Annotated in this window: 19 protein-coding genes and 1 pseudogene; 8 read left to right on the plus strand and 12 right to left on the minus strand. The window is 46.9% G+C overall.

Translation table 11 applies throughout. The features are described 5' to 3' along the window. Positions 1-31: 31 nt before the first annotated feature. Positions 32-1,303, minus strand: a complete 1,272-nt coding sequence (punC, locus tag ACUZ8J_RS10660; protein ID WP_446693805.1) for a purine nucleoside transporter PunC — start codon at positions 1,301-1,303, stop codon at positions 32-34. A 115-nt stretch (positions 1,304-1,418) separates the two neighbouring features. Here punC and punR point away from each other — a divergent pair, with 115 nt between their 5' ends. The 6 genes from punR to ACUZ8J_RS10690 all read left to right on the plus strand — a co-directional run bounded on the left by punR (position 1,419) and on the right by ACUZ8J_RS10690 (position 4,673). Then, entirely contained in the window at positions 1,419-2,321 is a 903-nt protein-coding gene (gene punR / locus ACUZ8J_RS10665) for a DNA-binding transcriptional activator PunR (RefSeq protein ID WP_039977075.1), read from the plus strand. A gap of 259 nt (positions 2,322-2,580) precedes the next feature. Continuing rightward, positions 2,581-3,240 carry a Bax inhibitor-1/YccA family protein gene (locus ACUZ8J_RS10670; RefSeq protein WP_011717039.1) on the plus strand — a complete coding sequence of 220 codons (660 nt, stop codon included), beginning with the start codon at positions 2,581-2,583 and terminating at the stop codon, positions 3,238-3,240. Between the two features lie 59 nt (positions 3,241-3,299). After that, positions 3,300-3,689: a sulfurtransferase complex subunit TusD gene (gene tusD / locus ACUZ8J_RS10675; RefSeq protein ID WP_037419061.1), complete on the plus strand. Its 390-nt coding sequence runs from the start codon at positions 3,300-3,302 to the stop codon at positions 3,687-3,689. A gap of 14 nt (positions 3,690-3,703) precedes the next feature. Continuing rightward, positions 3,704-4,060, plus strand: a complete 357-nt coding sequence (gene tusC / locus ACUZ8J_RS10680) for a sulfurtransferase complex subunit TusC (protein WP_011622737.1) — start codon at positions 3,704-3,706, stop codon at positions 4,058-4,060. Further along, the gene (gene tusB / locus ACUZ8J_RS10685; RefSeq protein WP_011622736.1) at positions 4,060-4,341 is read left to right on the plus strand and encodes a sulfurtransferase complex subunit TusB; all 282 of its coding nucleotides are present in this window, start codon (positions 4,060-4,062) and stop codon (positions 4,339-4,341) included. Before tusC ends, tusB begins: the two co-directional genes overlap by 1 nt. Continuing rightward, positions 4,335-4,673 carry a TusE/DsrC/DsvC family sulfur relay protein gene (locus ACUZ8J_RS10690; RefSeq protein ID WP_446693806.1) on the plus strand — a complete coding sequence of 113 codons (339 nt, stop codon included), beginning with the start codon at positions 4,335-4,337 and terminating at the stop codon, positions 4,671-4,673. Before tusB ends, ACUZ8J_RS10690 begins: the two co-directional genes overlap by 7 nt. A 67-nt stretch (positions 4,674-4,740) precedes the next feature. Here ACUZ8J_RS10690 and ACUZ8J_RS10695 read toward each other — a convergent pair whose 3' ends face one another. From ACUZ8J_RS10695 to lrp, 7 genes and pseudogenes are all read right to left on the minus strand, one after another. Then, positions 4,741-4,863, minus strand: coding sequence for a hypothetical protein (locus tag ACUZ8J_RS10695; RefSeq protein ID WP_011622734.1), 123 nt, complete (start codon positions 4,861-4,863; stop codon positions 4,741-4,743). 18 nt (positions 4,864-4,881) lie between these two features. Further along, positions 4,882-6,168, minus strand: coding sequence for a serine--tRNA ligase (gene serS, locus ACUZ8J_RS10700; protein ID WP_446693807.1), 1,287 nt, complete (start codon positions 6,166-6,168; stop codon positions 4,882-4,884). Between the two features lie 18 nt (positions 6,169-6,186). Continuing rightward, a complete protein-coding gene (crcB, locus tag ACUZ8J_RS10705) occupies positions 6,187-6,561 on the minus strand; it encodes a fluoride efflux transporter CrcB (protein ID WP_011622732.1) in 375 nt (124 codons plus the stop codon). Further along, positions 6,554-7,884, minus strand: a pseudogene (locus tag ACUZ8J_RS10710) (replication-associated recombination protein A). Before ACUZ8J_RS10710 ends, crcB begins: the two are co-directional and overlap by 8 nt. Positions 7,885-7,892: 8 nt before the next feature. Continuing rightward, complete coding sequence (lolA, locus tag ACUZ8J_RS10715) at positions 7,893-8,513, minus strand: outer membrane lipoprotein chaperone LolA (RefSeq protein ID WP_446693808.1); 621 nt, start codon at positions 8,511-8,513, stop codon at positions 7,893-7,895. Between the two features lie 69 nt (positions 8,514-8,582). Next, the gene (locus ACUZ8J_RS10720; protein WP_446693809.1) at positions 8,583-11,330 is read right to left on the minus strand and encodes a DNA translocase FtsK 4TM domain-containing protein; all 2,748 of its coding nucleotides are present in this window, start codon (positions 11,328-11,330) and stop codon (positions 8,583-8,585) included. Positions 11,331-11,651: 321 nt separating this feature from the next. Continuing rightward, positions 11,652-12,158 (minus strand): leucine-responsive transcriptional regulator Lrp, encoded by a 507-nt coding sequence (gene lrp, locus ACUZ8J_RS10725; protein ID WP_007647640.1) that lies wholly within the window; start codon positions 12,156-12,158, stop codon positions 11,652-11,654. A gap of 180 nt (positions 12,159-12,338) precedes the next feature. On the opposite strand from lrp, the gene ald reads away from it, so the two are divergent. Together ald and trxB are read left to right on the plus strand one after the other, a co-directional pair. After that, positions 12,339-13,454, plus strand: coding sequence for an alanine dehydrogenase (gene ald / locus ACUZ8J_RS10730; RefSeq protein ID WP_011622728.1), 1,116 nt, complete (start codon positions 12,339-12,341; stop codon positions 13,452-13,454). 250 nt (positions 13,455-13,704) lie between these two features. Then, complete coding sequence (gene trxB, locus ACUZ8J_RS10735) at positions 13,705-14,658, plus strand: thioredoxin-disulfide reductase (protein WP_011717030.1); 954 nt, start codon at positions 13,705-13,707, stop codon at positions 14,656-14,658. Positions 14,659-14,853: 195 nt separating this feature from the next. Here the strand turns inward: trxB and rplT are convergent, their stop codons facing one another. The 4 genes from rplT to thrS all read right to left on the minus strand — a co-directional run bounded on the left by rplT (position 14,854) and on the right by thrS (position 17,981). Further along, positions 14,854-15,210 (minus strand): 50S ribosomal protein L20, encoded by a 357-nt coding sequence (gene rplT / locus ACUZ8J_RS10740; RefSeq protein ID WP_006081652.1) that lies wholly within the window; start codon positions 15,208-15,210, stop codon positions 14,854-14,856. Positions 15,211-15,226: 16 nt separating this feature from the next. Next, entirely contained in the window at positions 15,227-15,421 is a 195-nt protein-coding gene (rpmI, locus tag ACUZ8J_RS10745) for a 50S ribosomal protein L35 (protein ID WP_011072303.1), read from the minus strand. Between the two features lie 85 nt (positions 15,422-15,506). Continuing rightward, positions 15,507-16,049 carry a translation initiation factor IF-3 gene (gene infC / locus ACUZ8J_RS10750; RefSeq protein ID WP_084294816.1) on the minus strand — a complete coding sequence of 181 codons (543 nt, stop codon included), beginning with the start codon at positions 16,047-16,049 and terminating at the stop codon, positions 15,507-15,509. A 3-nt stretch (positions 16,050-16,052) separates the two neighbouring features. Further along, positions 16,053-17,981 carry a threonine--tRNA ligase gene (gene thrS / locus ACUZ8J_RS10755; protein ID WP_011622724.1) on the minus strand — a complete coding sequence of 643 codons (1,929 nt, stop codon included), beginning with the start codon at positions 17,979-17,981 and terminating at the stop codon, positions 16,053-16,055. Between the last annotated feature and the right edge of the window lie 148 nt (positions 17,982-18,129).

Consider the following 18,129-nt stretch of genomic DNA (forward strand, 5'->3'; position numbering starts at 1 on the left):
GATAATTATGCGCTAACTGCTCGTATTACATTCAATCTGCTTGATTTTGCTTCGTATCTGCATTGATCCCAAGACGAGCAGGATCCGGCGCAGTAAAGTGTTTGGCAAAATCCGCCCAAGTTTGCTCGGTTTTTAACAGGTAACCCAAGATCACCACTAATGAACAGCTCAGAATGCCCCAACCAATGGCGACTTCTCCTGAACTTGCCCAGAGTGCGACTAAACTCGAGGCGCCAAAGGCGATGGTGATTTGCAAAAAGTTCTGTAATCCTGCCGCCTTAGCCGCATTTTGAGTGAATTGCTGCAAAGCACTGTTCACTACTATGGGATAAATCGCCCCGTTTGCCGCTGCGAGTATCGAGAAGGAAATCAGCAGTGGGAAAATGGTTTCCGCCTTCATTAATAAGGTGAAAAACACAATCGAGATAACGCAGAGTCCAAAAATGGCCAGCAATACGTTGAGTGTACGGTCGGCACCAATGCGTTTTATCAATAACTTGCTTGCGTATCCGCCCACAATAAACATGATGGTTTGCGGAATAAAGCTCAGCCCAATCTCTGTTGCCTGATAGCCGTGTTGCTCCATCACAATCGGCCATACAGTAAGATATGCGAAAAACGCACCCGAACAGGCACCAAAAATCACCACATTGCCTAGGTAACGGGTATTTTTCAAAATCTTGCCGTAGGAAACAGCGCTTGGCTTAGCATCCTTATGCTCTGCATGGCTCGGCACGAAGTATAAGGTCATCAACACCAATAAAAAGGCAATCACACACAATGAGATAAAGATTGCACGCCATCCAAAATCGTTCAGAATATAAGCGCCAAGGATGGGGGCTAATGCGGGTGATAATGCCACTAACGGCATAATGTTACTGAAAATCCCCTGGGCTTTTTCGGCATCATATTGCTCGACCACAATCGCTTGCCAGATGACCCCTGCACTACAGGCGCCAACGGCTTGGAAGAAGCGAGCGATGTTCAGCATCAGTATCGAGTCGCTATTGGCGATGGCCACACTGGCGAGCGCAAAAATGCCAAGGCCGAGGATCAGGGCGTAACGTTTGCCGAGTTTACTGACCAAAGGGCCATAAATCAGTTGCCCTAAGGCTAAACCAGCCAAGAAACAGGTGAGCGACATCGCCACTTGAGACGGTGAAGAATTGAACGAACTTTCAATTGCTTTGAAAGCAGGCAAGTACATGTCAGTGGCAATAAATCCTAACATGCTTAATAAGGCCAAATAGAATAAAAATATAAAAAACTTCATATTTACAAAGATATTACTAGACGTTTTCATAAAATAATCATGTCAAAAGACTTAAGGCGTGCAGTCTAAATACTTGTTAATTTGATTGGAAACGTTTATTTTTGACAGATGCTATCAATTATTTTCATCACAATGGATGTCAGCTATGCTCTCGGAACAAGCGTTAGAACTCATTGATATCGTGGCCCGTGTTGGGAGTTTTACGGCGGCAGCCAATCGACTGCACAAGGTCCCTTCTGCGGTCAGTTATGCCGTTAAACAAATCGAAGAAGAACTTGGCGTAGTGTTATTTGAGCGCCACCACCGCAGCGTGACCCTGACCCCCGCGGGAGAGCATTTTGTTAAGCAAGCCAGAAACTTGCTGACTCAAATGGATGAAATGAAACGCGGCACCCAGCGTGTGGCCAACGGCTGGCAACCCACATTGTCTATCGCCTTAGATAACATAGTGCGCGCCGACAGAATTAGCGTATTAATTGCCGACTTTTACCGTCATTTCCATGATATTGAGCTTATCATCCGCATCGAGGTCTTTAACGGGGTGTGGGAGGCGCTTGCGACCGGTCGCAGTGATATCGCCATTGGTGCAACAACGGCGATCCCTGTTGGGGGCGTATACCAATATAAAGACATGGGCGACATTCAATGGGCATTTTTGGTGAGTAAAAACCATCCCTTAGCCAGTATTGACCGGCCCTTGACCGATGATGAATTGCGTCCCTTCCCCTCCATTTGTTTGGAAGATACCTCGCGGGAAATTCCTAAGCGCATGACCTGGTTATTGGAGAATCAACGCAGACTCGTAGTGCCGGATTGGATCCGCGCTATTAACTGCTTTAGAGAGGGATTAGGTATCGGCTATATGCCAGTACATTTGGCCAGCGTATTTATTAAAGCGGGCGCCTTGGTTGAAAAGCAGCTTGAAAATCCGAAATTAACCAGCCCCTGTTGCCTCGCTTGGAACGCCGATAAGATGTCGCCCGCCCTTGCTTGGGTACTCGACTACTTAGGGGATACTGATAAATTACACCGTGAATGGCTGGCGTAATATTTCCGTATTACCACAGGATTAAGCTTGTTTTAAAGTCTTTGTGTTGCACTGGTGTAACGAAATACGCCTTAAGCGTTAGGCCGCACAGAAAAATCAGTCATTACAACTTGTTATTTGTGGCGTGAATCCTTTAAGCACAGCGCTGTTTTCGGTAGTATTCACCCAGTTTTACTGGATTTGCGATATTGATGGGAACTCTCGTTCCCGTTAAAAATCAAAATGATCAGTTTGGATTTAAAAGCTAATGGAGAAAGATATGACTCAGCAAACCTTGTACTCAGCGAGTGCATCCACCCTAGAAGTGAATAAACTTCTTAAAAATACCTATTTATTGTTGGCCATGACCCTCGCCTTCTCTGCATTGTGTGCAGGCTTAGCGATGGCACTCAATATCAGCCCTCTGATGTCACTCGGTTTATCTATCGGTGGTTTAGTGCTGCTGTTCGTTACCCTACGCAAAGCTGACTCGGCTGCGGGCATCTTCTGGGTATTTGCCTTTACTGGTATGGAAGGCGCCTCATTAGGTTACATGCTTAACCACTACGCTGGCATGACCAATGGCTCTGAGCTTATCATGCAAGCTTTAGGATTAACCTCGGTTATCTTTATTGCGCTCTCGGCCTATGCAGTCACGACGAAGAAAGATTTCTCTTTCCTACGTGGTTTCCTGTTCGCCGGATTGATTGTGGTGATCGCCGCTGCGCTGATTAACATTTTCGTGGGTAACAGTGTGGCCTTTATGGCGATTAACGCGGGTCTTGCGCTGTTAATGACCGGCTTTATCCTGTTCGATACTAGCCGTATCGTGAATGGTGGCGAGACTAACTATATCCGCGCCACTATCTCCTTGTATCTGGACTTTTTAAACCTGTTCATTGCCATTTTGCATTTGCTTGGCATTGGTAACGATGATTAATCCCCTTTTCGGGAAACTTACGCTAAAATGGCCCTACTTTTAGGGCCATTTTTTTTATGATGAGCAAATTTATTATCCAAGTAAACGGGCCAGCCTATGGCACGTCGGCAAGTGTGAATGCCCTACGTTTCACCCAAGCCTCCCTGCAAAGCGGACATGAGATTGTCTGCGTGTTTTTCTATCAGGATGGCGTGTATAACTCGACGGACTTTAACTTACCCGCATCCGATGAATATGATGTGGTTAAAGGTTGGAAACAACTGGCAGCCGAGCATCAAGTCTCGTTAGTGAACTGTGTTTCAGCGGCGTTACGACGTGGCATAGTCTCGCAGCAAGAGGCGCAGGAGAACGGCTTAAGCCACTGGAATGTTGAACATTCTTTTATTATGGGTGGACTAGGTGAACTGGTCACGGGAATTGAATCAGCCGATCGTTTGATCTGCTTTTAAGCTTCGGAAATGTTATGAAAAAAATCTGTATATTGTTCCGAAGCGCGCCCCATGGCACCACTAAGGGCCGCGAAGCCTTAGACTTTGCCCTGTTAAGCGCCAGCTTTGAGCAAGAAGTGAGTTTAGTGTTTGTCGATGAAGGCGTGTTGCATCTGCTAAAAGACCAACAACCCGAGCTTATCGGCGGTAAAGATTACCTCGCCGCGCTAAAAGCGCTCCCGCTGTACGACATCGAATCAGTGTTCGCCTGCAAACAGTCCTTAGGTGACTACGGCTTAAGCCATGGCTTGCTGTCGATTCCGGTGACTATCTTAAACGATGAAGCCATCTCGGCTCACTTAAAAGCCGTCGATGAGGTCTTAGTATTCTAATGATTTTACATCATATCCAAACCTCGCCCAGCCGAGACAATGCCCTCAAACTTTGCCTGCGTTATGCTTGCAAAGAGGATGCGATTTTACTCTCGAGCGATGGCGTTAACGCATTATTACTGCGCCAATGGGCCATGGCGCTATCGCCCTTTAAAGTGATGGTGCTGAAAGACGATGTCATCGCCCGCGGCTTAACGGAACGTCTTAAAAACATTAGTCAGATTGATTACAACGAGTTTGTCGCTCAATCTTTGCAGCACGATAAGGTGATCACGTGGTAAATCCGCTTATATTCAATGGCGTCGAAATTGAACGCGACCATCAAGGTTATTTAAAGAATATCGCCGACTGGCAGCCGGATATGGCGCCGCTGTTAGCCCAAGAAGAACAGATTGAACTGACCAGTGCCCACTGGGAAGTGATCCACTTTGTTCGAGATTTTTATCTGGAATATAAAACCAGCCCTGCGATCAGGGTGTTAGTCAAAGCCATTGGTCAAACATTAGGGCCGGATAAAGGTAACTCTAAGTACCTCTATACCCTCTTTCCTGTTGGTCCTGCCAAACAGGCGACAAAGATTGCGGGCCTGCCTAAACCTGCCAAGTGTATTTAAGGTTTAATCACTTCTGCTAACAAAAAAGGTATATTCCACTGGAATATACCTTTTTATTTGAGTCGTGCTATTTCACGTTTTCTAACACAACCCAGACGGCTTTACCTAGGGTGGCCAACATCACGGCGCAAAACACGGCGATGACAGCGGTGTAGGAAAGCCAACGAAGATAACGTTGACCTTTATCCATGGTGTTGTGTTACGCCAATTAACCGATCTGAGTCAGTCCGCCCATGTATGGACGCAGAGCTTCAGGAATGGTCACGCTACCATCGGCATTTTGATAGTTCTCTAAAATCGCCACTAAAGTACGACCTACCGCTAGGCCTGAGCCGTTTAAGGTGTGCAGCAAGGCTGGCTTGTTATCGGCCTTAACGCGGTAACGGGCTTGCATACGACGCGCTTGGAAATCCTTCATATTTGAACATGAAGAAATCTCGCGGTAAGTGTTTTGGCCTGGTAACCACACTTCGATATCGTAGGTTTTGCTTGAACCAAAGCCCATGTCACCAGTACACAGGATCACTGTGCGGTATGGCAGACCGAGGCGTTGCAGCACGGTTTCAGCGTGGCCCGTTAGTGCTTCGAGCGCTGCCATTGAGTCTTCGGGCTTAACCAATTGCACTAATTCCACTTTATCGAATTGGTGCTGACGGATAAGACCACGGGTATCTTTACCGTATGAGCCGGCTTCACTGCGGAAACAGGCGGTATGCGCGGTTAACTTAATCGGTAATTCGTCTTCATCGACAATGCTGTCACGCACTAAGTTCGTTAATGGCACTTCTGCGGTTGGGATCAGGCTTAAACCTTGGCCTTCTTCGGTCGCAGGTTTAGTGTGGAACAAGTCTTCACCAAACTTAGGCAATTGGCCAGTACCCAGTAAGCTTGCTTCGTTAACCAGTAATGGCACGTAAGCTTCGGTATAACCGTGCTCAGTGGTGTGCAGATCTAACATGAACTGACCTAATGCGCGGTTTAAACGGGCGAGTTGGCCCTTCATAACGATAAAGCGCGAGCCAGTGATTTTCACTGCGCTCTTAAAATCTAAACCGTTTAGGCCTTCACCTAAGTCGATATGATCTTTAACAGGGAAATCGAAGCTGCGTGGTGTGCCCCAGCGACGGATTTCAACGTTTTCAGTCTCGTCAGCACCGATAGGCGCAGACTCATCCGGCAGGTTTGGCATCGACATGGCAATCGCGTTCACTTCTTCAAGTACCGCAGCCAGCTCGACTTTCTTCGCATCTAATTGCGCACCTAAATCGCCAACCTGCGCCATGATGGCATCCACATCTTCGCCGCGGGCTTTTGCTTGTCCGATGGACTTGGAAATAGCATTACGCGAAGCTTGTAACTCTTCAGTCGCCACTTGCAGTGACTTACGTTTTTCTTCTAATTGAGTGAGATGAGCGACATCTAAAATAAAACCACGGGTAGCTAATCGCTCAGCGGTAACTGCTAATTCGTTGCGCAAAAATTTAGGATCTAACATGTGATATATTCTTAATAGTTAAATGCGAGAAAAAACCAGTTGTTGGCCTAAGTAAACCATAAACAAACATAGACTTAGGTTCAACACCACATTCAAAGCCGCCTTCAACCAATCTCCTTCTTGCATCAGCAATAAAGTTTCGTTTGAGAAAGTTGAAAACGTTGTCAAAGCGCCTAACAGGCCAACGCCGATCAGGGCTTTGAGTTCTGGGCTGATATGACTCATTTGTCCCAGTGCGTAAATGACGCCCATTAAAAATGAACCGAGGACATTGACCAACAGTGTACCAAAAGGAAAACTGCTGCCAAATACTTGGATCATGAATATTGAAATAAGATAGCGAAAAACCGCACCAATGGAACCACCTAGGGCCACAAGTAGGAGATTATTCATACCTTTTTCTCCCACTGGCTTGATCTAATTGCGCTAATTGCGCCAATTTGTCCTTAATCCGCTTCTCAAATCCGCGTTCGGTCGGGAAATAAAATTGCGATGCTTGTAAGGATTCGGGGAAATAATTCTCGCCACTGGCATAGGCATTGGGTTCATCGTGGGCATAGCGATATTCGGCGCCAAAGCCCATTTCCGCCATGAGTTTGGTCGGCGCATTACGCAGATGATAAGGCACGGCCTCTTGGCCGGTTTCGCGGGCGAGCGCCCTCGCCGCTTTAAAGGCGGTGTAAACGGCATTACTCTTAGGCGCACTGGCTAAATACACAATCGCTTGGGCAATCGCCCGCTCACCTTCGGCAGGTCCGACACGGTGGAAACAATCCCAGGCATTGAGCGCGACTGTCATGGCATTAGGATCGGCATTGCCCACATCTTCCGAGGCTATGGCTAATAAGCGTCTGGCGACATATAACGGATCGCCGCCGCCTTCTAGAATGCGGCAGAACCAATACAATGCGGCATCGGGCGCCGAGCCGCGAATCGATTTGTGTACCGCCGAAATCAAATCGTAAAACTGATCACCATTTTTATCGAACCCCGCCACTTGATGGCCTGCGACTTGTACCAGCATTTCAGTGGTAAAACTGCCGCCATCGGCCACCATATCGCTCATCAACTCAAGCAGATTTAGCGCCTTGCGCGCATCACCGTCACAGAGCTGCGCCAGCTTATTGAGCACATCCGTTGGCATAATTAACTGACGCTGCCCTAAACCTCGCTCGGTATCCGTTAAGGCTTGGGTGATGATATGCACTATCTCGTCTTGGCTTAAGCGCTTGATAAGATAGACACGTGCCCGCGACAGTAAGGCGTTATTGATTTCAAATGAAGGGTTTTCAGTGGTCGCCCCTATAAAAATCACAGTGCCATCTTCAATAAACGGCAAAAAGGCGTCCTGTTGACTCTTATTAAAGCGATGCACTTCGTCGACAAACAGCAAGGTGCGTTGTCCACGGGATTGGGCAACGGCTTGGGCCTGCTCGATGGCGGCGCGAATGTCTTTTACACCCGAGGTAACCGCCGAAATGCGTTCAACATGGGCATTGGAATAATGGGCAATAAGTTCGGCAAGTGTCGTTTTACCTGTGCCCGGCGGTCCCCATAACATCATCGAATGGGCACGGCCCGCTTCTAATGCTTGGCGCAATGGTTGGCCTTCCCCAACAAATGGGCTTGACCGATATACTCGGCAATCGTCCTTGGCCGCATACGCGCGGCTAAGGGACGAAAATCAGGCGCAAAATTAAACGATAAACTGCTCACGCGCTAACCTACTGGGTTTTAAGACGTTGATCATCCACATCAACGTTCTCTGGCAACACAAACTTAAACAGCGATTTATCCGCAGCGCTAATGCTGTGTTGATTGCTCAAGTCAAATTGGCTTAGGTTGCCTTTATCATCGAGCACATTAAATTTATTCAGTGTGCCTTTGTTAAAACAGACATTGACCGAGGTGATCCCGGCATCTGTGGACTTAGGTTTGATTTCATAACAATCTTGCTTCTTGGTCACGCTATATTGCGACCAAGTGGCGTCATCGCGGTGAACCAATAAGGCGATGGGCGATGCATTAATGGCTTCGGCAAAATCCATAATCACTACTTCTTCGGCGAAGGGATTGTAGATCCATAAATCTTTACCGTCGGCGACAATTTGGGATTCATCGGGCGCGGTTAAATGCCAATAGAACTGGTTTGGGTGGGCCAGTGCGAATACACCCGCGCCCGTTTGGATAACCTTTTTATTGATATCGGTAACGGTTTGCTTGAAATCCGCCTTGAGTGACTCAGTGCCGTTTAAGGTTTCGCGTAATTGCTTTGCGTCATCGGCCAATACTGCATTGCTGTATAACAATGGTGATAACAACACAGCACACAACAGTTTTTTCATAGGTATCCTTTGGACTAAAAGTTGAACTCGCCGCATTATGGCGAGTTCAAACTGACATCTAGCTTAACATTAATAGTGTTTCGGGGCCGGCGGTGCCAGCACTTCGCGGTTACCATTATGGCCCTGAGCCGAGACCACGCCCTGCATTTCCATTTGTTCGATAATACGCGCTGCGCGGTTATAACCAATCTTAAATTTACGCTGAACGCTTGAAATTGAACCGCGGCGAGTTTCGGTCACGAAGGCGACGGCCTCATCATAAAGCGGATCGTATTCTTCATCGGATTCGGCGGTTTCACCCGGCAAGAGCACTTGTTCACCTTCACTCACGCCATTGAGGATCTCATCAATGTATTGTGGCTTACCCCGGGCGCACCAATCGGCCACCACACGGTGAACCTCATGGTCATCGATAAAGGCACCATGGACGCGGTTTGGCACCGCAGTGCCGGGCGGTAAATACAACATGTCACCCATGCCCAATAAGGTTTCAGCGCCCTGCTGATCCAAAATGGTACGGGAGTCGATACGAGAAGACACTTGGAAGGCCATCCGTGTCGGGATGTTGGCCTTGATTAAGCCCGTGATCACATCCACCGATGGACGTTGGGTCGCGAGGATTAAATGGATACCCGCAGCACGAGCCTTTTGGGCGATACGGGCGATCAGTTCTTCCACTTTTTTACCGACAATCATCATCATGTCAGCAAATTCGTCGACGACAACCACAATCGATGGCAGTTTATCTAAGGCTGGCGCCTCTGGCTCCATGCTGTCAGATGATTTCCACATAGGATCTAAAATCACTTCACCATTTGCTTTCGCTTCGGCAATCTTAGCGTTATAGCCCTTGATGTTACGAACGCCCATCATAGACATTAGCTTGTAGCGGCGCTCCATCTCACCCACACACCAGCGCAGCGCATTGGCCGCTTCTTTCATGTCGGTAACCACTTCACAGAGTAGATGCGGGATACCTTCATAAACCGATAATTCCAGCATTTTCGGGTCGATCATGATAAAGCGAACATCTTCAGGGCCAGACTTATACAATAAGCTGGTGATCATCACGTTCACCCCGACCGATTTACCCGAACCTGTGGTACCGGCAACCAGTAAGTGCGGCATTTTGCCTAAATCAACCACCACAGGCTCGCCGGAAATATCTTGGCCAAGCACCATGGTCAGGTTCGATTTGCTCTCGGTAAAAGCTTCGCAATCGAGCACATCGCGCATGTACACGGTTTCGCGGAACTTGTTTGGCAGTTCGAGACCCACATAGGATTTACCCGGAATCACCTCAACCACACGCACTCGCTCGGCCAGTAGCGAACGCGCTAAGTCGTTTGCGAGGTTTGAAATCTTCGAGGCTTTAATACCTGGCGCTAAATCTAGCTCAAAACGGGTGATCACTGGACCGGGATAAACCCCCACTACAGTGGCCACAATGTTAAAATCGGCAAGTTTGGCTTCGACTAAGCGGGCAACTTGCTCTAATTCCTCAGGGCTTATCGGATTCTTTTTACGATTAGGCACATCCAGCAAGCTGATGCTTGGCAGCGGATCCATAGGTTTTGCAGGTACAGGTTTATCCTCTTGTCCCGGTAAAACCACAATACCATCGACAATCTTCGCCTTTGGCGCTTCTTTTTGACGTTGCGCCTGAGTCACTGCGCCCGTTGAGGCTTTAGTATCAAAATCGATGACATCTTCATCGTTAAAACCTAACTCGTCTTCATCCTCGTCATCGAGCATGGTTTCACGATGGAATACGGGTTCATCGTCGTCATCTTCATCTTCGAAAACGTGCGCCTTGAACTCAGTTTCATCATCTAAATCTAACTCGGCTTCTTTTGGCTTGGCGACCCAAGGCGGCGCCTCAAAATGCCCATGCTCAGCCACGGCACTGGCTTGATCTAATTGGGGCTCAACTCTTTGCAGGCCTTTAGGTTCAGCCTTGGCTTTATTGCTGTTTAAACTTAAGATTTTTGCGAGCGCCGACAGCTTACCTTTACCGGAGCTTGTTTCGGTGATGATTTCGTCGCTGGCCTCTTCTTCCTTCGCGGAGCGAGTCGTAAAGATACGACTCGGTGCAACCTCAGGCTCACGCACCCGGGCTTTTTCAAGTTGATGCTGTGAGTCACGGCGCTGTTTAAACTTATCAACGACCGTCATAAAACCGCGGGTATCTTCGGTTTCACGCTCGCGTTTTAACGCCTGCGGCAGACGCTTGAGCTTTCTAAAACACCAAATGGAGACAAAGCCGACCTTCTCGACCACTGTCAACCAGCTGATCCCAGTTAACAGCGTAAAGCCCGAGCCTAAGAAGCACAGCAGCAACAAGGTCGTACCGAGCTTATTAAAATACGGCAACATGGCTTGGCCAATAACATCCCCTGCCACGCCACCTGCGGAAAACTCATAGATATTATTGGCATTCATGCTGGCTAATGCTGAAAAACCAAGAATAAGCAGTAGAAAACCTATGATGCGCAGTGCAACTGAAAAGTAGTCAATTTCCAATAAATCATGGGCGCGTTTGAAAAGCAGCCAACCTGTGGAGGCCACAATGATCGGCATGATGTAAGCAGTGACGCCAAAAAAGTACAGCAGAATGTCGGCAATCCACGCCCCGACTGCACCTGTCCAGTTTTTGATATCGCCTTGAAAATGAGACTGGCTCCAGCCCGGATCGGACGGACTAAAACTGGTTAAGGCAAGCAAAATATAGGTGGCTAAAACACAGCAAATGATGAGTCCGCCTTCGAGCAGACGCTGCAGCCCTGAGAGCGTGCGTACACTATTTCCTTGAGACAAACGACTTAATCCATAAAAATGAAAACAGGTGGGCTAACGATACCAGAATCCCACTAAATGTGGAGCATCTTAGGGCGTTTTTATCCTAAGAATTACTGGTACAAGACAAAAAATCGGCGCTAATGAGCTAAAGCACAGGTTTTCAGCACTAACTGGCTATTACGCAACCAATTTACGCGCTATTGAGAAGATAAAAACCAGATAAAAATTCGCCCTTAAGCTGGCAAACCTAAGGGCTAAGCAAGGTCATTTTTGAGTTCGAAACGGCTAACGTAGGAATAAATAAGGGGCCTAGGCCCCTTATTGTAAACGTTCAGGGTATTAAATATCGGAGAGCAGATGGTTTATCGCGACACGGCTAGTGTGTTTCACTTCTTCCATCACCACGTAAGTACGGGTATCGGATACAGAAGGTAATTTCAGCAGCGTCTCACCGAGTAAACGGCGGTAAGCTGACATATCAGAAACACGCGTCTTCAATAAGTAGTCAAAGTCACCAGAAACCAGATGACACTCTTGAATATCATCTAACAGTTGCACAGCGCGATTAAACTTATCAAATACTTCGGGAGTATCACGGCTTAAAGTGATTTCCACGAATACCAGTAGGGATGCACCCAAGAAATGAGGATTGACCAAGGCGGTATAGCCATTGATATATCCTTGCTTTTCGAGTCGTTTCACTCTTTCTAAACACGGAGTTGGACTTAATCCTACTCTTTTAGATAGTTCCACATTTGAAATGCGTCCATCAATTTGTAATTCATTAAGAATGTTGCGATCGATGCGATCCAAGTCTTTTACAGGACTCTTTTTATTATATGCCATTTATTTAACCTTGCTTTATCACTAAAACAACATTTTATTCTACGTATGTCAAAAGTTCAGCAGCATAAACTGCGTCGCCGATACTATACTAGATATCCCTGAATTAATCACGTTCAGGTCACGATAAAATAACAATTATGCCCATTAAAAGTGGGTTTTTCAGGCAATTGAGGCTCAAAAATGATTATTGGTGTACCAAAGGAAATTAAAAACCACGAGTATCGTGTCGGTATGGTTCCTTCAAGCGTTCGCGAATTGACCATCAAAGGTCATGAAGTGTTTGTTGAAACTAATGCCGGCACGGGAATTGGTTTTTCAGATCAGGATTATGTTGATGCAGGTGCTAAAATATTAGCAACTGCTGCTGAAGTCTTTGCTAAAGCAGAGATGATCGTAAAGGTAAAAGAGCCTCAAGCAGTCGAACGCGCTATGCTGCGTCATGACCAGATTTTATTCACTTATCTGCATTTAGCGCCAGATTTACCACAAACTGAAGATTTAATTAAAAGTGGTGCCGTGTGTATCGCTTACGAAACCGTGACTGATGACCGTGGAGGCTTACCTCTGCTAGCCCCAATGTCAGAAGTGGCTGGTCGTATGTCTATCCAAGCGGGTGCGATGGCATTAGAGAAATCCTCTGGTGGTCGCGGCATGTTATTAGGCGGTGTTCCAGGTGTTGAGCCTGCAAAAGTAGTGATCATCGGTGGTGGCATGGTCGGTACCAATGCTGCACAAATGGCGGTAGGCATGGGCGCTGATGTTGTTGTTCTTGACCGTAGCATCGATGCACTGCGTCGCTTAAACGTACAATTTGGTTCTGCAGTTAAGGCTGTTTACTCAACTGCCGATGCGATTGAGCGCCATGTATTAGAAGCTGATCTTGTGATTGGTGGCGTATTAATTCCAGGTGCTGCAGCGCCTAAGCTTGTAACACGTAGCATGATCGCACGCATGAAGCCTGGCAGTGCTATCGTTGACGTAGCAATCGACCAAGGTGGTTGTGTGGAAACTTCACATGCAACGACTCACCAAGATCCTACCTACATCGTTGATGACGTAGTGCACTACTGTGTGGCAAACATGCCAGGTGCAGTTGCCCGCACTTCTACCTTCGCTCTGAATAACGCGACTCTGCCTTATATCCTTAAGTTAGCTAACTTAGGTTATAAAGCCGCCTTGTTACAAGACAAACACTTACTGAACGGTTTGAACGTGATGCACGGCAAACTGGTTTGTAAAGAAGTGGCGCAAGCATTAAATCTTGAGTACACAGCGCCAGCAAGTTTATTAGCCTAATCATATGAGAGCCTAGGTCTTTCTGACCTACTCTGCTTTGTTCGGCCTCACTCTGTTGAGGCCGATTTTTTATGCTGATCACAAATATCTTCACCCGTGCGGGGTTTAAGCCAAAGCCTTAGTAAACTCAGGCTGACAATTTGCCTTAGGATTCGATTAGCATAATCTAAAAGAATCACCAAACAGCGCTTTACCCCTACAGGTAAATTCCCTACAATCCATGCAATTTGCTAAAGGCACGGAGATAAAAATGAGCCAAGTCAGACACAGTAACCTATTGATTTTAGGTTCAGGTCCCGCAGGATACACGGCCGCAGTTTATGCTGCGCGCGCAAACTTAAAGCCTGTGATGATCACAGGTATGCAGCAAGGTGGTCAGTTAACGACCACGACTGAAGTTGAAAACTGGCCAGGTGATGCAGAAGACTTAACGGGTCCCGCATTAATGGAACGTATGCAAAAGCATGCGGAAAAGTTTGATACTGAAATCCTTTTCGACCATATCAATGAAGTGACGCTGACTGAGCGCCCTTTCCGTTTAAAAGGCGACAATGGCGAATACACTTGTGATGCGCTGATCATTGCGACAGGTGCTTCTGCCCGTTACTTAGGTCTGGAGTCTGAAGAAGCGTTTAAAGGACGCGGCGTATCGGCCTGTGCGACCTGTGATGGTTTCTTCTATCGCAATCAGAAAGTTGCCGTCATTGGTGGCGGTAACACTGCCGTTGAAGAAGCACTTTATTTGAGTAACATCGCCGCCGAAGTGCACTTAATTCACCGCCGTGACACCTTCCGCTCAGAGAAAATCCTTATCGATCGTTTAATGGATAAAGTGGCTAACGGCAACATTATCCTGCACCTTGACCAAACCATGGAAGAAGTCGTTGGTGATGCTATGGGTGTAACAGGCCTGAAAATGAAGAGCACTAAAGATGGCGCTATCACAGATCTGGCCGTTGCCGGTGTGTTCGTGGCTATTGGTCACAGCCCCAATACTGGGATTTTCGAAGGCCAATTAGAGATGAACAACGGTTATCTGAAGGTGCAAAGCGGCCTTCAAGGTAACGCGACCCAAACCAGCATCGAAGGTGTGTTTGCCGCAGGTGACGTTATGGATCAACATTACCGTCAAGCGATTACCTCTGCGGGAACTGGTTGTATGGCAGCATTAGATGCTGAGCGTTACTTAGACGCTAAAAAGTAATTACGCGCCGAAACAATCGAGTGTGACTTTTACGGGTGCTCGCCCACTCAAATGAAATAGCAGGCATTAGCCTGCTATTTTTTATCTGTATTTTGTGACTCGCTCGAAGCAAGCCTCAACGCTATTTAAGACGGTCACAGCAGCAACAAAAAAAGGGACCAAATGGTCCCCTCTTAAGTGCGACAAACTAATTGCTTAGTTTAACGCTTCTTTTGCTTTTTCAACTAAAGTTGCGAATACAACTTTGTCGAATACAGCGATGTCAGCCAAAATCTTACGATCGATTTCGATAGACGCCTTTTTCAGACCGTTGATGAAACGGCTGTAAGACAGACCATTTTGACGAGCTGCAGCATTAATACGTGCAATCCACAGTTGACGGAATTGACGTTTTTTCTGACGACGGTCACGGTAAGCATATTGACCAGCTTTAGTTACTGCTTGAACAGCAACACGGTAAGTACGGCTACGAGCGCCATAATAACCTTTAGCTAATTTTAAAACTTTCTTGTGACGAGCACGTGCGGTTACACCACGCTTAACTCTTGGCATTTTCTAATCTCCTAAATTAAGCGTATGGTAATTGACGCGCGATTGCTGGAACGTCAACTTTAGCAACTAAACACTTGTTACGTAAGTGACGCTTACGCTTAGTGCTCTTTTTGGTCAGAATGTGACGTAAATGGGCTTGCTTGCGCTTGAAACCATTAGCGGTTTTCTTAAAACGCTTCGCTACACCTCTGTCGGTTTTCATTTTAGGCATTACTAAAACTCCGCATTGGGATGTTAAATAAAAAGCAAGGCGAGCGAAGGCATATAGCCTTCGCTACTTTTATAGGTTGCCCTACTTATTTCTTTTTAGGCGCTAGCACCATAATGGCTTGTCGGCCTTCCATTTTCGGGAAGGATTCAACAATTGCATACTCATCCAAATCTGTTTTGATACGGTTCAACAGATCCATACCCAGGTTTTGGTGAGCCATTTCGCGGCCTCGGAAACGAAGCGTAATTTTCGCTTTGTCCCCGTCTTCCAGAAAACGTATCAGGTTGCGTAGTTTTACCTGATAGTCGTTTTCGTCAGTTCCAGGACGGAATTTAATTTCCTTAACCTGAACCTGTTTTTGCTTCTTCTTTTGTTCCTTTTGAGCTTTCGCTTTATCAAATAGGAACTTACCGTAGTCCATAATGCGACATACTGGAGGTTCAGCGTTTGGACTAATTTCGACTAGGTCTACACCCGCTTCATCTGCCAAATTCTGAGCATCTCTGATGCTTACCACACCAATAGCTTCACCATCAATGCCAGTTAAGCGTACTTCTGGTACACCTGTGATTTCTTCATTGATTCTATTAGGGGCCAGCTGACGCCCTGCTGTTTTCTTGATCTTTATGACCTATTCCTCCAACAATTTGAGACTACGGAGCGAAATTTGTTGATGGATCTTAGCGGCGAAATCTTCGATTCGCATCTTACCTAAGTCAACGCCATCACGTGTACGCACCGCAACTTCCTTATTTTCCATTTCCTGATCGCCAACGACCAATAAATAAGGAACACGCCTTAAGGTGTGCTCGCGTATTTTAAAGCCTATTTTCTCATTCCTCAAGTCAAATGAGGCGCGAATACCTTGTTCTTTGAAGAATTTGACCACTTCTTCAACATAATCAGCCTGTTTGTCGGTGATATTCATCACGACAACTTGCATTGGAGCCAACCAAGTTGGGAAACGACCTGCGTATTCTTCGATCAAAATACCTAAGAAACGCTCCAACGAGCCTAAAATCGCACGATGGATCATCACTGGCGTTTGACGGCTGTTATCTTCGGCGACATAAGTTGCACCTAAACGGCTTGGTAATGCGTAGTCTAATTGCACAGTACCGCATTGCCATGCACGGTCTAAACAGTCGTGCAGCGTGAACTCAATCTTAGGACCGTAGAAGGCGCCTTCACCCGGTAAAATGGTGAACTCGATGTTGTTAGCACGTAAAGCTTGCTTAAGTGCTTCTTCGGCTCTGTCCCACATGGCATCGTCACCGATACGTTTTTCTGGGCGAGTCGACAGTTTTACAACGATGTTTTCAAAGCCGAATGTCGAGTAAGTGTCGTATACCATTTGGATACAAGAGCTCACTTCTGCTTGAACTTGATCTTCAGTACAGAAGATATGGGCATCGTCTTGAGTAAAACCACGTACGCGCATCAAACCGTGCAGCGAACCTGATGGCTCATTACGGTGACAGCAACCAAACTCCGCCATACGCAGTGGCAGATCACGGTAAGATTTCAAGCCTTGGTTGAAGATCTGTACGTGGCCTGGGCAGTTCATTGGCTTAACCGCGTATTCACGGTTTTCACTGCTGGTTGTGAACATGGCTTCTGAGTATTTATCCCAGTGACCAGAACGTTCCCATAATACGCGGTCCATCATCAACGGACCTTTCACTTCTTGGTAAGTGTATTGATTTAACTTACGGCGAATGAAACGTTCTAATTCGAGGAAGATGCTCCAACCGTCGTTATGCCAGAACACCATGCCAGGAGCTTCTTCTTGCATATGGTAGAGGTCAAGCTGCTTACCAATCTTACGGTGGTCACGTTTAGCCGCTTCTTCAAGACGGGCTAAATGGGTGCTCAGGGCTTTTTTATCCGCCCATGCAGTACCGTAAATACGTTGCAGCATCTTGTTTTCAGAGTTACCGCGCCAATAAGCGCCGGCAATGCTCATCAACTTGAAATGATGGCAGAAACGCATGTTTGGCACGTGTGGACCACGGCACATGTCAGTGTATTCTTCGTGATGATAGAGCGCTGGAGTCGCATCTTTGCTGATGTTCTCATCCAGAATCGCGATCTTGTATTCTTCACCGCGGGCGGCGAAGGTATCACGGGCTTCTTGCCAGCTCACAACGCGTTTGACTACGTCGTAATTTGTTTTCGCCAGTTCAAGCATACGTTTTTCTAGGGCTTCGATATCTTCTTGAGTCAGCTTGTGCTCAAGATCGATGTCGTAATAGAAGCCGTTATCGATCACAGGACCGATCGCCATCTTGGTTTGTGGCCATAATTGCTTGATTGCATGGCCTAATAAATGCGCGCAAGAATGGCGAAGGATTTCAATACCTTCTTCGTCTTTAGCGGTAATAATAGAAAGTTCAGCATCGGTTTCGATAAGATCGCAAGCGTCTTTGAGTTCGCCATTCACGCGACCAGCGATACAGGCTTTAGCAAGACCAGGGCCGATATCAGCGGCAACATCGAGAGTCGATACGGGATGTGCAAACTCGCGTTTGCTACCATCAGGAAGTGTAATTACAGGCATGAAATATCCTTGTCCAGTGGTGACCCACACGTAGGGCCACATGGTGATTAAGTAAAAAGAGAATGCTCGCGAGGTTAAGACAGTACAGGAGTCTTAGCCGCCTTGCGTAGCAGGACAGTTATTCTACGGGATAGTCTTTAAGGCACGC

Source organism: Shewanella sp. Koi 1, from assembly GCF_052907445.1.

What these genes read in the sequence shown, in the direction of transcription:
- punC (WP_446693805.1), bottom strand. Translation starts at nt 1,303, where the DNA reads ATGAAAACGTCTAGTAATATCTTTGTAAATATGAAGTTTTTTATATTT.
- punR (WP_039977075.1), top strand. Translation starts at nt 1,419, where the DNA reads ATGCTCTCGGAACAAGCGTTAGAACTCATTGATATCGTGGCCCGTGTT.
- ACUZ8J_RS10670 (WP_011717039.1), top strand. Translation starts at nt 2,581, where the DNA reads ATGACTCAGCAAACCTTGTACTCAGCGAGTGCATCCACCCTAGAAGTG.
- tusD (WP_037419061.1), top strand. Translation starts at nt 3,300, where the DNA reads ATGAGCAAATTTATTATCCAAGTAAACGGGCCAGCCTATGGCACGTCG.
- tusC (WP_011622737.1), top strand. Translation starts at nt 3,704, where the DNA reads ATGAAAAAAATCTGTATATTGTTCCGAAGCGCGCCCCATGGCACCACT.
- tusB (WP_011622736.1), top strand. Translation starts at nt 4,060, where the DNA reads ATGATTTTACATCATATCCAAACCTCGCCCAGCCGAGACAATGCCCTC.
- ACUZ8J_RS10695 (WP_011622734.1), bottom strand. Translation starts at nt 4,863, where the DNA reads ATGGATAAAGGTCAACGTTATCTTCGTTGGCTTTCCTACACCGCTGTC.
- serS (WP_446693807.1), bottom strand. Translation starts at nt 6,168, where the DNA reads ATGTTAGATCCTAAATTTTTGCGCAACGAATTAGCAGTTACCGCTGAG.
- crcB (WP_011622732.1), bottom strand. Translation starts at nt 6,561, where the DNA reads ATGAATAATCTCCTACTTGTGGCCCTAGGTGGTTCCATTGGTGCGGTT.
- lolA (WP_446693808.1), bottom strand. Translation starts at nt 8,513, where the DNA reads ATGAAAAAACTGTTGTGTGCTGTGTTGTTATCACCATTGTTATACAGC.
- lrp (WP_007647640.1), bottom strand. Translation starts at nt 12,158, where the DNA reads ATGGCATATAATAAAAAGAGTCCTGTAAAAGACTTGGATCGCATCGAT.
- ald (WP_011622728.1), top strand. Translation starts at nt 12,339, where the DNA reads ATGATTATTGGTGTACCAAAGGAAATTAAAAACCACGAGTATCGTGTC.
- trxB (WP_011717030.1), top strand. Translation starts at nt 13,705, where the DNA reads ATGAGCCAAGTCAGACACAGTAACCTATTGATTTTAGGTTCAGGTCCC.
- rplT (WP_006081652.1), bottom strand. Translation starts at nt 15,210, where the DNA reads ATGCCAAGAGTTAAGCGTGGTGTAACCGCACGTGCTCGTCACAAGAAA.
- rpmI (WP_011072303.1), bottom strand. Translation starts at nt 15,421, where the DNA reads ATGCCTAAAATGAAAACCGACAGAGGTGTAGCGAAGCGTTTTAAGAAA.
- thrS (WP_011622724.1), bottom strand. Translation starts at nt 17,981, where the DNA reads ATGCCTGTAATTACACTTCCTGATGGTAGCAAACGCGAGTTTGCACAT.